Below are 13,311 nucleotides of genomic sequence, written 5' to 3' on the forward strand. Positions count from 1 at the left end.
CGGCTTCGAAACTGTGCATCCGGCGGGTGGACTGTGGATCAGTGCCCGGCGCCACGGTTCAGGTTTGCGGTCGGTTGTCGGCGACGAGTTCGCCGCCGCGGTAAACGCGTTCGACGAGCTGGACGCCCGGCCGGTAGGCCAGGTGGCGGTAGCTGGGTGCATCGAGGATGGCCAGGTCGGCCCGAGCTCCGGCACCGAGGTGACCGACATCGGTGCGCTGCAAAGCGTTGGCCCCGCCTGCGGTCGCAGCCCAGACGGCCTGTTCGACGGTGAAGTGCATGTCGCGCACGCCGATGGCGATGGCGAAGGGGACGCTGTTGGAGAATCCCGAACCCGGGTTGCAGTCCGTGGCGATCGCCAGGCTGACTCCCGCGTCGACGTAGCGGCGGGCGTCGGGGTAGGGCTGACGAGTGGAGAATTCGATGCTCGGCAGCAGGGTGACGACGGTGCCTGCTGCGGCCAGTGCCGCAAGGTCGGAGTCGGAGGCGAAGGTCGCGTGGTCGACGGAGACGCAGCCGAGTTCCGCACCGAGTTTGAGCGCTCCCCCGTCGGTGAGCTGGTTGGCGTGCAGGCGCGGCTTCATTCCTGCGGCCTGGCCGGCTTCGATGATGCGACGGGTCTGATCCTCGGTGAACGCGCCCTTCTCGCAGAACACGTCGATCCACTTCGCCTGTCCGGTCGCGGCCGGGATGATCTCGTCGATGACGAGGTCGACGTAGGCTTCCGGGTCCTCTTTGTATTCGGGCGGGACCACGTGGGCGGCGATGAGGGTCGAATCCTCGGTGTGCCGGTTGATGATCTGCAGCGCTCGCAGTTCGTCCTTGACGGTGAGTCCGTAGCCGGATTTGATCTCGAAGCTCGTCGTGCCCTGCCGGGTGGCCTGATCCATAAGATGGACGAGGTTGGCCTCGAGCTCCTCATCGCTGGCCGCCCGAGTGGCCGCGACCGTGGTCGCGATGCCCCCGGCCGAATACTTCTGCCCTGCCATCCGCGCTGCGAACTCTTCGGACCGGTCACCGGCGAAGATGAGGTGGTTGTGGCTGTCGACGAAGCCCGGGATGACGGCCTTGCCACCCAGGTCGATCGTGTCGACCTCGACGCCGGCACTCGCCGAGGTCAGCGTTCCGTTTTCGATGTCATCGTCGTTGACCACCTCGGCGGGGGTGGAATTCCGCTCGCCGAGGTGGTCCAGAAGTGCGGTGTCCACCTGAGCGGACGGCCCCGACCACAGGATCCGACCGTCGTCGATGAGCACTGCAGCGTCTTCGATGACGTTGAGTGCGCCGAGCGTGTTGAGGTCGTTGACGACGAGTTCGCTGATCCCGGTGATGAGCTGCAAGGGAGAGGTCCTTCACGGTCGAGAGTGGTTGCTCTCCCCAGTATGGACCGCCAGGGCGCGCGGCTGAACCGCCCTCGTCGAAATTCGTCCGACATTTCGGACAGATCGTGACGGCCGACTCACACCACTGACGGACGCCTCACGCCACTGACAGCCGACTCGTCGACCGTCGTCTCCCCGGTTTCGGTCACCTGCGGTTGGTCGTGCCCGTGGCGCAATCGACGAGGGTCAGGAATCCGTCGTCGTCGAGGAATCCAAAGTCACCGGTGTGCAGCCAGCCATCCTTGAGTGTCTCGGCTGTCACGTCGGGGCGGCCGAGGAAGCCGCACATGACGGTTTGCGCGGAGATGACCACCTCGCCGGTTTCTCCTGGCGGCAGGAGCCGGCCGTCCTGATTCTGAATGGTCACGGTGATTCCCGGCAGTGCTGTCCCTGCAGTTCCGAGGCGGCGGGAGCCGTCGTTGCGGTTGAGGGTCGCCGCCGTGGCGAATTCTGAGAGACCGTACCCTTCAAGGACGGTCACGCCGAACTTTGATTCGAAACCGGTGATCGCATCGCTCGACATCGGTGCGGCTCCGCTGAGAACGAACCGCAGGGAAGAGGTGTCGACCGTGGGTCTCTCCGTGGCGTCAAGGACCGAGTAGATCGCGGGCAGAGCCGAGAAGTAGGTCGGACGCACCTCCTCGACGACGTCCCAGAAGGTTCTCGGATCGAACTCCGGCAGCACATGGACGCTGCCGCCGAACATGAGTGGCGAGAGGGTACCCGCGAGAAGTCCGTGGCCGCCGGAGAGAGGCATCACCAGCAGGCTGCGTGCGTCATCACCGAAGTCGATCCCGTTGAGAATCGACCACACCATGGCCGAGACGTTGGAGTGGTTGAGCAGGCAGCCCTTCGGCAGACCTGACGTACCCGAGGTATAGACGATGAGTGATCCGTCGCTGTCACGAACATTGAGGTCACGGATCGGTTCGGCACTGCTCCGTTCGGCGCCGCTCTGTTCGACACCGTCCTGTTCGGCACCGCTCCGGAAGCATTCGTCGGCGGCGGAGAGGAAACCGAGGCCACGGTCGTCGGCAACCACCTCGGCGCGGGAGTCGCCGATGAGCAGCACGACACCGGAGTCGTCGAGTTGGAAGCCCGCCTCGTCGTCGGTCAGAGCAGGGTTGATCGGGGTCAGCACCGCACCGAGGGACCAGGTGGCGAACATCGTCGTGATGACCTCGGGGCCGTTGCTCAGCAGCACACCGACCACGGTACCGAGACCAATCCTGAACTGAGTCCTCATGGCATGCGCGGTCGCGGCCACAGCTGATGCGAATCCGGTGTTGTCGAGGCTGCCGCCGGGCCAGCTCAGGCACGGTCCGTGAGGGTCGGAGCGGGCACGGTCGGCAGGGAGCCCGACCAGATCGGATACGGGGAAGGCTGAGGTCGCGGGGGCGGCTGAGGTCGCGGGGAAAGCTGAAGCCGCGGGAAAGGCTGGGGCCGCGGGGAAGGCTGGGGCCACCGCCGCCTCGGCGACCTTCTGCTCAATGCGCGCCGAAACCCCGGCCCTGGCAGGTCCGTCACCTATTGACGGACAGCTCCTGGTCGGGGCGGAAGTGGCGCTCGAAGTCTGCATATATCAAGCGTATACAGGCATCGTGGTCAGCACACTGGACCCGCACGTCAAAGCATTTCCCATCATTCGGCCAAAGGTACAAAACAACTTCAGGCACTTTCGAAAAAGCCCTCACCACGGATGACAGTTCGCGCTAGTCTTCTCCTATGGTCGCCTCTCCTTCACGGACGCCCGGCGACGGGCCCAGTCCCACACACGCCACCCCCGAGGTGATGGCGCAGCTCTCCCGGATCTCCGCTGACCTGAGTCCGCGCATCCCAGAGCTGACCCGCAGCGTTTACGAGTATCTGGCCACGCGGATCGCCGAACTCGGTGAGGAGCCCACGCTCCTCGATCTTCTCAGCGCGAGCATCGAAGGCAATATCGAGACCATCTTCCATGCGCTCCGGCACGGGATCGCTCCGGACAACCTCGAACCGCCGGTTGCCGCCTACGAATACGCCAGACGGCTGGCACAGCGCGGGATCTCAGTGAATGCCTTGGTCCGGGCCTACCGCCTGGGTCAGCAACGGCTGCTGCAGAGCGCCTACGACTTCATCACCGCCGATGACGAGCTCCCGGCCGACCTGGCTTCAGCAGTGTTCCAGCGGCTGGTCGATGAGGTGTCAGAATACATCGACTGGATGTCAGAAAAGGTCGCACTCCTCTACGAGCAGGAACGCGAAGCGTGGCTGGCGAACCGCACCACTGCACGGGAATCTCAGGTCAGAGACATCATCGAAGGCGGGGACGTCGACGCCGCTGCAGCCGCGGCAACACTGGGCTACAGCCTCACCGCCCGACACGTGGCGGTCGTCGCCTGGACACACCATTCGGCACCGGACACCATCAATGGCCTGGGCATATTCACCTCCGCCATCAACGCCGCAGGCGCAGCGATGGGCTCCCCACGCTCGAGCCTGGTCATCAGTCGCGACCAGGACACCGCCTGGGGATGGATCACGGTGCCCGAGAGCTGGGAGTACGAGGAGTCCCTCGGCGATCGGCTGGATGCCACCGACGCTGTGCACCTTGCGCTCGGTTCCGCTCACACCGGTGCGGAAGGATTCCGGCTCTCTCACCAAGAAGCTACGCGAGTCCAGAACGTCTGCCTGGCCGGACGGGCACCGGCGGCACTGCACTCCCACGACGACCCGGGAATGGCTCTCGTCTCACTGATGTCTAATGATGTCGAGGCAGCGCGGGACTGGGTGCGCTCTGTGCTCGGCCCGCTGGCGGAGAACTCCGAGGCCAATGCCCGCCACCGCTCGACGTTGCTGACATTTCTGCGTCACGATCTCAGCTACACAGCGACGGCAGCCGCGATGACGATGCACAAGAACTCGATCCGGTACCGGGTGGAGATCGCGGAATCGCTCCTCGGCACGGACCTGGGATCGAATCGGCTCAGCATCGAGGCAGCCCTCTATGCCCACAGCTATATCTTTGCTCCTGGAGACCAGATCTCGGGTTGAGCGCCTCACTTCTCGCGGAGGTCCCCCTTGAGGATCTTGCCGACGGAGTTCTTCGGCAGGGTCTCGGCAATGTAGATCCCGTCGGGGACCTTGAAGCGGGCCAGACGTGCTTCGAGGAATTCATGCAGCTCTTCGGGAGTGGTCTTGGCTCCGTCGCGCAGGGCCACGTGGGCCACCGGCACCTCGCCGTACTTATCGTCGGGGCTGCCGACCACGGCCGCCTCGGTGACCTGCGGGTGGCCGAAGAGCGCGTCCTCGATCTCCTTGGGGTAGATGTTCTCACCGCCGCGGATGATCATGTCCTTGATCCGGTCGACGAGGACGAGGAATCCGTCGTCATCGAGGTAGCCGACGTCTCCGGTGTGCAGCCAGCCGTCCTTGAGCGATTCGGCCGTGGCGTCCGGGCGGCCGAGGTATCCGCGCATGACGGTCTTTCCGGACACGACGACTTCGCCGGGCTCGCCAGGCTTGAGCAGGTTGCCCTCCGGGTCCTTGATTCCGAGCGTGAGCCCGGGCAGCGCCGTTCCGACGGTGCCCGGGCGGCGGGTGCCGTCATTGCGGTTGATGGTCGCGGCGACCGAGCACTCGGACAGGCCGTAGCCTTCGAGCATCGTGACGTCGAAACGGGTCTCGAAGCGGGTGATCGCATCGACCGACATCGGAGCGGCGCCGCAGATGACGAACCGCAGAGAACTCGTGTCGACGTCCCGTTTCGTCGTGGCCTCGAGGACCGAGTAGATCGTCGGCACGGCGGAAAAGTAGGTTGGGCGCTCGGCTTCGACGACGTCCCAGAAGCTGCTCGGATCGAACTTCGGGATGACGTGGACGCTGCCGCCTGCCATCAGCGGGGCCACCGAGCCTGCCAACAGTCCGTTGCAGTGGAAGAGCGGGAGGACAAGGAGGCTGCGAGACTCCTCACCAAAATCGATCGCATGGAGGATCGACCAGATCATGGCCGAGATGTTCGTCTGGCCCAGCACACAGCCCTTTGGCTTGCCGGTCGTGCCTGAGGTGTAGACGATGAGCGATGCATCGTCATCAATGACGTCGACCTCACCGCTCGGGTCACCGTTGCCGCGGAAGCAGTCGTCGTCCACGGACAGGAAGCCGATCTGGCGGGTGCCGGCCAATGCCTCGGCGCGGGAATCACCGACGATCAGTCCGGTACCGGAGTCGTCGACCTGGAAGAGCACCTCGTCGTCTTTCAACGCCGGGTTGATCGGGGTCAGCGCGGCACCGAGTGACCAGGTCGCGAACAGCGTCGTGATGACCTCGGGGACGTTGCGCAGCAGTACGCCGACCACGGATCCGCGGCCGATGCCGTGATTCGTGCTCATTTCGCGTGCGGTCGCGGCCACCGCCGAGGCGAACTCCGAGTTGTCGAAGCGACCTTCGGGCCAGCTCAGGCACGCACCGTGCGGATTCTTCTGCGCGCGGGTGAATGGCAGACCGACCAGCTCGGCGACGGGGAAGGTGAAGTCGTCAGCGGCTCCTCCTCCATTGCTGTGAACCGGTGCGGAAGGTGTGTTCGAAGTCATCATGACTCAATAGTAACCACGACTGTGACCTCGCAAACTCAGGAAACCGCCTGCACTGCTCACCGACAGAACCAGATACCTGTATCACTCTGCAGAACAGTACACAGGCTGCAACCTATGTACTGTTCCGCAGAGTGAAGCGTCGCGGCTCGAGCATAGGACGCCCAGCGATGTGGACGCATCACGAGAAAGGGACCGATCGAAGTTTCAGAGCCCCTCTTTGAAACTGGGCTATTCAACTTCGATCGATCCCTTTCGAAGGCGCGCTGGCGCGCAGGCGAGTCAGGCCCAACGCGCCGCGACCCACCCGCGTGCGGTACCGACTTACTTACTTACTGGGCGGCGGACTCCTCGTCGCGCTTGTCGAGCTCCGGGATCATCGGCACGCGCATGCCGCGCTCTTCGGCGACCTCGACGGCGCGGTCGTAACCGGCGTCGACGTGGCGGATGACGCCCATACCCGGGTCGTTGGTGAGCAGGCGGGCGAGCTTCTTCGCAGCCAGCTCGGTGCCATCGGCCACAGAGACCTGACCGGCGTGGATGGAGCGGCCGATGCCGACACCGCCACCATGGTGGATGGACACCCAGGTCGCACCCGACGACGCATTGACCATGGCGTTGAGCAGCGGCCAGTCGGCCACGGCGTCGGTGCCGTCGAGCATCGATTCGGTCTCACGGTAGGGGCTGGCGACCGAACCGGAGTCGAGGTGGTCGCGGCCGATGACGATCGGAGCCGAGATCTTGCCCTCGGCGACGAGCTGGTTGAACAGCAGTCCGGCCTGCTGACGCTCCTTGTAGCCGAGCCAGCAGATGCGGGCCGGGAGACCTTCGAACTCGACGTACTCGTTGGCGGCGTCGAGCCAGTTATGGAGGTGCTCGTTGTCGGGGAAGAGTTCCTTGAGGGCCTTGTCGGTGACCTCGATGTCCTTGGGATCACCGGAGAGTGCGACCCAGCGGAAGGGTCCGAGCCCTTCGCAGAACAGCGGGCGGATGTAGGCCGGGACGAAGCCGGGGAATTCGAAGGCGCGGTCGTAGCCGGCCTTGCGCGCTTCATCGCGGATCGAGTTGCCGTAGTCGAAGACCTCGGCGCCGCGGTCCTGGAATTCGACCATGGCCTGCACGTGCTTGGCCATGGACTCCTCGGCGCGGATGGTGAACTTCTCCGCATCCTGTTCGGCCTCTTCGTGCCAGTCGTCGACGCTGACGCCGATGGGCAGGTAGGACAGCGGGTCGTGAGCCGAGGTCTGGTCGGTAACGATGTCGACCTCGGCGGCCTCTGGGCGGTCGAGGATCATCGGCAGGACCTCTGCAGCGTTGCCGACGAGCCCCACGGACAGTGCCTGCTTGTTCTTCTTGGCCTCGATGACCTTGGCCAGTGCCGTGTCGAGATCGGTCTCGACCTCGTCGAGGTAGCGCTTGGACTTGCGACGGTCGAGGCGGGTCTTGTCGACGTCGATGATGAGGCAGGCGCCGCCGTTGAGCGTCACCGACAGAGGCTGAGCTCCGCCCATGCCGCCGCAGCCGCCGGTGATGGTCAGCGTTCCGGCGAGGGTGCCGTTGTAGCGCTTGCGGGCGATGGCGCCGAAGGTCTCATAGGTGCCCTGGAGGATGCCCTGGGTGGCGATGTAGATCCAGGACCCGGCGGTCATCTGGCCGTACATCATCAGGCCCTCGGACTCGAGCTTGCGGAAGTGCTCCCAGTTGGCCCAGTCGCCGACGAGGTTGGAGTTGGCGATGAGCACGCGCGGGGCCCATTCGTGGGTGCGCATGACACCGACGGGCTTTCCCGACTGGATGAGGAGGGTCTCGTCGTCCTCGAGATCGTCGAGGGTGCGCACGATTGCGTCGTAGGCCTCCCACGAACGAGCCGCACGACCGGTGCCGCCGTAGACGACGAGGTCTTCGGGACGTTCGGCGACCTCAGGGTCGAGGTTGTTCATGAGCATGCGCTTGGGCGCTTCGGTCTGCCAGCTCTTGGCGGTGATCTCGGTGCCCCGGTCGGCGCGGATCACGCGAGAGGGGTCGTGCTGGGTGAAAGTCTGCTTGGTGGTCATGTGACTCTCCTTCGTCGTACGGTCATGGGGCCTGTCCTGCCTACACTTCCAATTCTGACGATTCCACACAGAAGTGGAAGTGGTGTGGATCAAGTTATGTCCGAAATATCGGACACCATTCATGCAACCCACTTCTCAATCGAGACGCAATCGATTCTGTAAGTAAAGATGAAAGAGGCATAGGTTGACCATCAACAGCCCCGAATCTCCGAGCTTCAGAGAAGAGGAACAACGATGTTCATCGCCCCCACCGCGGTCGTCGCAGCCACCGAATCGCAGGACCTGCACACGACCCGGTCCCGAGCCCAGAGCTGGCGCTCGAAGGACATCGGCATCCCCGATCGGGAACTCACCGACCAGGCGCTCATCGACCTCTGCACCACTGCAGTCAACCTCGGCGATTCGTCCTTCGAACGAACGATCACTGCGATCAGGGCAAGCCGCATGGGCGACTACCCGGTCATCCCCGACATCACCTCAGCTGCCGAGGTCCTGCGCGAGTTCCTCCGTGCCGAGAAGATCGACGGCTGGCTCTATGTGCGCGAATCCGACGGCTACGCCCACCCGTACCTCGTGATGAACATCGAGTTGGAACACGGCGACAAGACTCGAGGCCCTCGCGTGAAGGTCACGCTTGAGGCCGACAACCCGACGGTCAAGCGCCCCTCCCGCGTGCCCAAGGTCCTCTACTTCGAAGACACGGAGATCGTCGGCAAGACACCTGAAGAGGCGCTCACCTCGGCGGGAGTCTTCCGCGAGAACCCGGCGCTCAAGGACGAGTACTCGACCCGACTGGCCGAGTTCAAGGAGATCATCGACCACGGATTCGGCTCTCAGTACATGTTCACCGGCCGCGCCATCCGCACCGACAACCATCGTGCGGCCAATCACCGCTCGGGTCGCAAGGTCGTCAACGACGTCGCTCCCGATGAGATCGCCGGGCTGCGCGGAGCCAGCACCTCGGTGCTCTTCGATGAGGGCGAGTACGGCACCATCCCCCTGCTCACGGCCGTGCGCGTCTTCGACCTCGGCGCCCAGGACTACCTCGACGTCAACACCGGAGATCTCAAGGAATACGCCTACGATCCGGGCCTGCAGGACAAACTCATCCTCCCCGCCGAACAGCGTGAGCTGCTGACCATCCTGACCTCCGACATCGGGGTCTTCACCGGTGACATCATCGACGGCAAGTCCGCCGGCAATGTCATCCTGGCCAAGGGCCGGCCCGGCGTCGGCAAGACCCTGACCGCCGAGGTGTACGCCGAGGTCATCGGCAAACCCCTGTATTCGATCCACTCCGGATCATTGGGCATCACCCCGGAGGCCGTGCGAAAGAACCTCGAGGTCATCTTCGATCGCGCCAAGCGCTGGAACGCTGTTCTCCTCCTCGACGAGGCCGACGTCTTCGTCCTCGAACGCGGACTCGACCTGACCCAGAACGCGATCGTCGCGGAGTTCCTGCGCACCCTCGAATACTTCGACGGATTGCTCTTCCTGACGACGAACCGCACAGACGGCGTCGACGAGGCGATCCTCGCACGCTGCGCGGCCGTCATCGAATACCACGCGCCCAGCCCGGAGGACGCTCGCCGGATCTGGCAGATCATGGCCCAGGGCAATGATGTCGAGTTCAACCCCGAACTCCTCGACCGCCTGGTCAGCGACTTCCCTGACATCACCGCCCGCGATATCAAGATGGTGCTGCGCCTGGCCCTGCGCATCGCTGCCCACCGCGGGGCGGCACTGAGCTTCGACGACTTCGTCCATGCCGCCCACTTCCGCGGAATCCACACCGTCGACGAGGCGCCCGGAAGTTCGGTTCCCACGGGCACATCCGCTCCTCCGCGGTTCACCCCCAGGCAGGTCGAATCGGCATGATGCTCGAGACCCGCCAGCTGCAGTACTTCGCCACCGTCGCCGAGGAACGTCACTTCGGCAAGGCGGCGGAGCGGCTCAAACTGGCTCAACCCTATCTGTCACAGCAGATCCGCAAACTCGAGCGGCAGCTGGGCACCACGCTGCTCAACCGCACCACACGCTCGGTCTCGCTCACCTCGGCGGGAAGCCATCTTCTCGAGCAGGCTCGCCGGGTTCTGTCCGAACTCGACACACTCGGCTCAGAGGTTCAGCTCATCGGCGCCGGGTTCAAGGGTCCGCTGCGCCTCGGCTTCACGGGTTCCACGACCTATGGTGTGATGCCGCAGGTCGTACGTCGCACGGCCCTGGCCGCTCCCCGCCTGCAGTTGGGAGTCAGCGGCGAGATGACCACGCCCCGGCTCGTCTCCCAGCTGCTCGACCGCAGCATCGACATCGCGCTTCTGCGCTACGGCTCCCCGGTGAAAGGGCTGAGCTACCAGGTGCTCGGACATGAAACCTGCATCCTGGCGGTGCCGACCGGTTCCCCGCTGGACGATCTTGAGTCGATCACGGCCGCTGAGCTCGTCGAGCAGTCCCTGGTCGGCTACCCGGAGAACTCCGTGGTCTCCGCGACCACGACGACGTTCCTCTCCGAGCACTCAGCGTCGCCCGACTATTCGATCCGAGCCTCGGAGACATCGACGCTGATGTCGCTGGTCGCCGCCGGTCTGGGGCCCGCCATCGTCCCCCGCACGGCCGCAGCCTTGGAGATCCCCGGGGTCCACTTCCGCGAGATCACCGAGGCTCCCCGGACCGAGCTCGCGCTCGCGTGGCGCACGAACGAAGAGACCCAGATCATCACCCGCATGGCCCGGATCATCACCGAGGTGGTTTCCGACGTCATCGACGAAACACCGACCGAGCAAGCTGAGACATCGGCGGAATCGACTGAAACACCGCCCGATCCGGTGGAGACGCCCACCGAACCGAAGGAGAACGCATCGTGAAGATCACCCACTTGGAGACGGTGCCCTACCGGATCCCGATGAAGAAGCCGCTGAAGTTCGCCAGCGGCGAGGTCCATCACGTCGAACATGTGCTCGTGCGTCTGACCACCGACGAGGGGCTCGTCGGAACCGCTGACATCCCGCCGCGCCCCTACACCTACGGCGAGACCGTCGAGTCGGTCATCGCCGTCATCAACACGATCTTCGCCGACGCCCTCATCGGCGCCGACCCCCTCGACCGGGGAGCCATCCACGCGAAGCTGCACCGCACGATCGGCAACCAGACGGCCAAGGGCGGCGTCGACATCGCCCTCTGGGACCTCATCGGCAAGGCACATTCCACCCCGGTCCACCGTCTCCTCGGCGGGTTCGCCTCCTCCCTGGAGGTGACCCACATGCTCGGCTTCTCCCCCACCGAGGCGGTCGTGGACGAGGCTCTGTCCTTCCGCGAGACCTACGGAGTCCGCTCGTTCAAGATCAAGGTCGGCCGCCGTCCGGTCTCCCTCGACATCGAACTCGTCGCTGCCCTGCGTGAGGCTCTGGGCCCGGACGCACTCCTCTACCTGGATGCGAACCGAGGGTGGAACGCCACCGAGGCCGCGCAGATGCTGGCGGGCACAGCCGATCTCGATCTGCGGTTCTTCGAGGAACCCAATGATGCCGCCGAGGTGCTCACACGCCGCCAGCTGGTGACGAACTCACCGATTCCGATCGTCGCCGACGAATCGGCGCCCAACCTCGGCGATGCCGCCCGTGAGATCCACACCGGCGGAGCCAACGCGCTGTCGATCAAGACTGCTCGCACCGGTTTCACGGAATCCCAGAAGATCCTGTCCTTCGCCGAGGCCCTGGGCCTCGACGTGCTCATGGGCAACCAGATCGACACCCAGCTGGGGAGCGTGGCCACGGCGAGCTTCGGTGCCGCCTTCGAGCACTCCTCCCGGTACCCGGCAGAGATGTCGAACTTCCTCGACATGTCCGATGACCTCATCGCGGAACCGCTGGAGATCAAGGACGGGCGCATCGCCGCACCGACCGTTCCCGGCGCGGGGACCGGGGTCGACGAGGACAAGCTCACCCACTACCGCATCGACCGATGACCCGGAAGATCTGGCAGACCAGCCTGATCTTCCACCCACAGAACCTGACGAACACCACATCAACAAAGGAGTAGATATGTCAGAGAACAATTTCGCACAGGAAGCCACCGCCAAGGCAGCGGACTCGGGCGCAAACGCCTCCGCACGATTCCGCGAGCGCCAGGCTCAGGCCAGCGGCGGAGTCGTCGACCATGAGCGAGTCGAGCTCCTGGCAGGCAAGGCCATCAAGGCGCTGACCGACATCGTCGAAGAGGAGCAGGTCAGCTACGAGGAGTTCAACGCGCTCAAGGCCTGGCTGATCAAGGTCGGCGAAGACGGCGAATGGCCGTTGTTCCTCGACGTGTGGATCGAGCACGCGGTGGAGGAAGTCGCCAACCAGGACCGTGAAGGTTCCAAGGGCACCATCGAAGGGCCGTACTACCTCGAGAACTCACCTGAGGTCGAATGGAACGGCACCATCGACATGCGCCCCGACGAACCGGGCACCCCGTTCGTCTTCAAGGGCCAGGTCACCTCGACCACCGGTGAACCGCTTCCAGGAGCCAAGCTCGAGCTGTGGCACGCCGACAGCCTGGGCTTCTACTCGCAGTTCGCTCCGGGCCTGCCCGAGTGGAATCTGCGCGGCACCTTCATCGCCAACGAGGACGGCGAATACGAGATCCACACGATACGTCCCGCGCCTTACCAGATACCCACGGACGGCGCCTGCGGTCAGCTCATCGAGGCTGCCGGGTGGCACGCTTGGCGTCCGGCGCACATGCACTTCAAGGTGCATGCTCCCGGCCACAGGCTCATCACCTCGCAGCTGTACTTCCCCGGCGATCCGCACAACGATGACGACATCGCCTCGGCGGTCAAGCCCGAGCTCCTGCTCGACCCTCAGCCCAACCCAGATGAGGAAGGCGAGATGACGACCTACAACTTCGTCCTCGACCCCGAAGCCTGACTCAGCAGAGCAGGCTCGCGAGCTGATCTGACACGCTCAAGCGCAGACCGGCTCCGCTCGGGCCTGATCCCCTCGGCCAGGCTCGGCTCAGTTCCATTCGGTTCAGCTCGACTCAGCTCGACGTCAAAGGTGCCACGGCAATCAGCCGTGGCACCTTCTTCTGTGCACTCGCCTGCTCACGTCCCTTCAGTTCCGCTCAGTTCCGCTCAGTTCCGCTCAGGGCGCCGGGCGGCGGCGCGTGAGCACGAAGAGGCCCACCGGGCGAAGGTGACGGCGACGGCGGACAGTGGGTCACCAGCCAGTGACGCCGAAAGTCGCGACCGCCGCTGACCGAAGTCACGCGACCCATCGCTTTGCGGACGAGGCGCCTGTTTGCAGACAGTGCTCTCGTCCGC

9 protein-coding genes are annotated in these 13,311 nt (G+C 64.6%); 5 read left to right on the forward strand and 4 right to left on the reverse strand.

Features of this window, described 5'->3' with window-relative positions; genetic code table 11:
- Window positions 1-58: 58 nt before the first annotated feature.
- Together hutI and MPN20_RS12085 are read right to left on the reverse strand one after the other, a co-directional pair.
- Window positions 59-1,339: an imidazolonepropionase gene (hutI, locus tag MPN20_RS12080; protein WP_242782505.1), complete on the reverse strand. Its 1,281-nt coding sequence runs from the start codon at window positions 1,337-1,339 to the stop codon at window positions 59-61.
- Between the two features lie 187 nt (window positions 1,340-1,526).
- Window positions 1,527-2,960 (reverse strand): AMP-binding protein, encoded by a 1,434-nt coding sequence (locus MPN20_RS12085; RefSeq protein WP_242782507.1) that lies wholly within the window; start codon window positions 2,958-2,960, stop codon window positions 1,527-1,529.
- A 146-nt stretch (window positions 2,961-3,106) separates the two neighbouring features.
- Here MPN20_RS12085 and MPN20_RS12090 point away from each other — a divergent pair, with 146 nt between their 5' ends.
- Window positions 3,107-4,414, forward strand: a complete 1,308-nt coding sequence (locus tag MPN20_RS12090) for a helix-turn-helix domain-containing protein (RefSeq protein WP_242782509.1) — start codon at window positions 3,107-3,109, stop codon at window positions 4,412-4,414.
- A 5-nt stretch (window positions 4,415-4,419) separates the two neighbouring features.
- Here the strand turns inward: MPN20_RS12090 and MPN20_RS12095 are convergent, their stop codons facing one another.
- Together MPN20_RS12095 and hutU are read right to left on the reverse strand one after the other, a co-directional pair.
- A complete protein-coding gene (locus tag MPN20_RS12095; RefSeq protein WP_242782511.1) occupies window positions 4,420-5,955 on the reverse strand; it encodes an AMP-binding protein in 1,536 nt (511 codons plus the stop codon).
- Window positions 5,956-6,284: 329 nt separating this feature from the next.
- Window positions 6,285-8,006, reverse strand: coding sequence for a urocanate hydratase (gene hutU, locus MPN20_RS12100; protein WP_242782513.1), 1,722 nt, complete (start codon window positions 8,004-8,006; stop codon window positions 6,285-6,287).
- A gap of 234 nt (window positions 8,007-8,240) precedes the next feature.
- On the opposite strand from hutU, the gene MPN20_RS12105 reads away from it, so the two are divergent.
- The 4 genes from MPN20_RS12105 (at window position 8,241) to catA (ending at window position 12,916) form a co-directional block, all read left to right on the forward strand.
- The gene (locus tag MPN20_RS12105; RefSeq protein ID WP_242782515.1) at window positions 8,241-9,884 is read left to right on the forward strand and encodes an ATP-binding protein; all 1,644 of its coding nucleotides are present in this window, start codon (window positions 8,241-8,243) and stop codon (window positions 9,882-9,884) included.
- Window positions 9,884-10,870, forward strand: a complete 987-nt coding sequence (locus MPN20_RS12110) for a LysR substrate-binding domain-containing protein (RefSeq protein WP_242782517.1) — start codon at window positions 9,884-9,886, stop codon at window positions 10,868-10,870. Before MPN20_RS12105 ends, MPN20_RS12110 begins: the two co-directional genes overlap by 1 nt.
- Complete coding sequence (locus tag MPN20_RS12115; RefSeq protein WP_242782518.1) at window positions 10,867-11,970, forward strand: enolase C-terminal domain-like protein; 1,104 nt, start codon at window positions 10,867-10,869, stop codon at window positions 11,968-11,970. The genes MPN20_RS12110 and MPN20_RS12115 overlap by 4 nt, the downstream gene beginning before the upstream one ends.
- A gap of 76 nt (window positions 11,971-12,046) precedes the next feature.
- The gene (gene catA, locus MPN20_RS12120) at window positions 12,047-12,916 is read left to right on the forward strand and encodes a catechol 1,2-dioxygenase (protein ID WP_242782519.1); all 870 of its coding nucleotides are present in this window, start codon (window positions 12,047-12,049) and stop codon (window positions 12,914-12,916) included.
- The last annotated feature ends 395 nt before the right edge of the window (window positions 12,917-13,311 follow it).

It is taken from the genome of Brevibacterium sp. ZH18 (assembly GCF_022748595.1).
In the GTDB taxonomy this organism is placed as follows: domain Bacteria; phylum Actinomycetota; class Actinomycetes; order Actinomycetales; family Brevibacteriaceae; genus Brevibacterium.